The organism is Bacillus sp. RHFS10 (assembly GCF_016757475.1).
GTDB lineage: Bacteria > Bacillota > Bacilli > Bacillales > Bacillaceae > Bacillus > Bacillus subtilis_G.
In genome coordinates this window covers 1-455 of sequence record NZ_JAESPO010000025.1, presented here as the reverse complement: position 1 = coordinate 455, position 455 = coordinate 1, and the positions used below count along the sequence as shown (strand labels likewise).

Genomic DNA, 455 nt, shown 5'->3' with positions numbered 1-455 from the left:
AGGTTGGCCGTGCCGCCAGCGGTGGCAGCCAGCGGGTTGCGCACACGGTCGTCCTGGCGCTGCACGATGCCGGCGACGCGGAGCTGCCAGTCCGTGTTCAGCGGCACGTTGACCGCCGTCTCCAGGTTCACGGAGTTCCAGCGGCCGTAGCTCAGGTTGGCATAGCCTTCCAGGCGCTTGCCCGGCTTGGCGGAGTCGAACTTCATCACGCCGGCGGGCGAGTTGCGGCCGAACAGCGTGCCCTGCGGGCCGCGCAACAGCTCGACCTGCTCCATGTCGAACACCGGGAAGCCCTTCAGCGCCACGCTTTCCTGCACCACGTCGTCGTAGACGAGGCCCACCGGTTGCGACGCGTTCAGATCGAAGTCGGTGTTGCCCAGGCCGCGCACGTAGAAGCGCGGGAAGGTGCGGCCGAAGTCGGACTCGATGTTCAGGCTGGGCACCTTGCCGGACAG

At 67.9% G+C, this 455-nt stretch carries 1 protein-coding gene; it reads right to left on the bottom strand.

Features of this window, described 5'->3' with window-relative positions:
- Positions 1–455 (bottom strand): TonB-dependent receptor plug domain-containing protein (locus tag JMN17_RS21470; protein WP_202329211.1); only part of this gene is annotated, 455 nt, incomplete at both ends.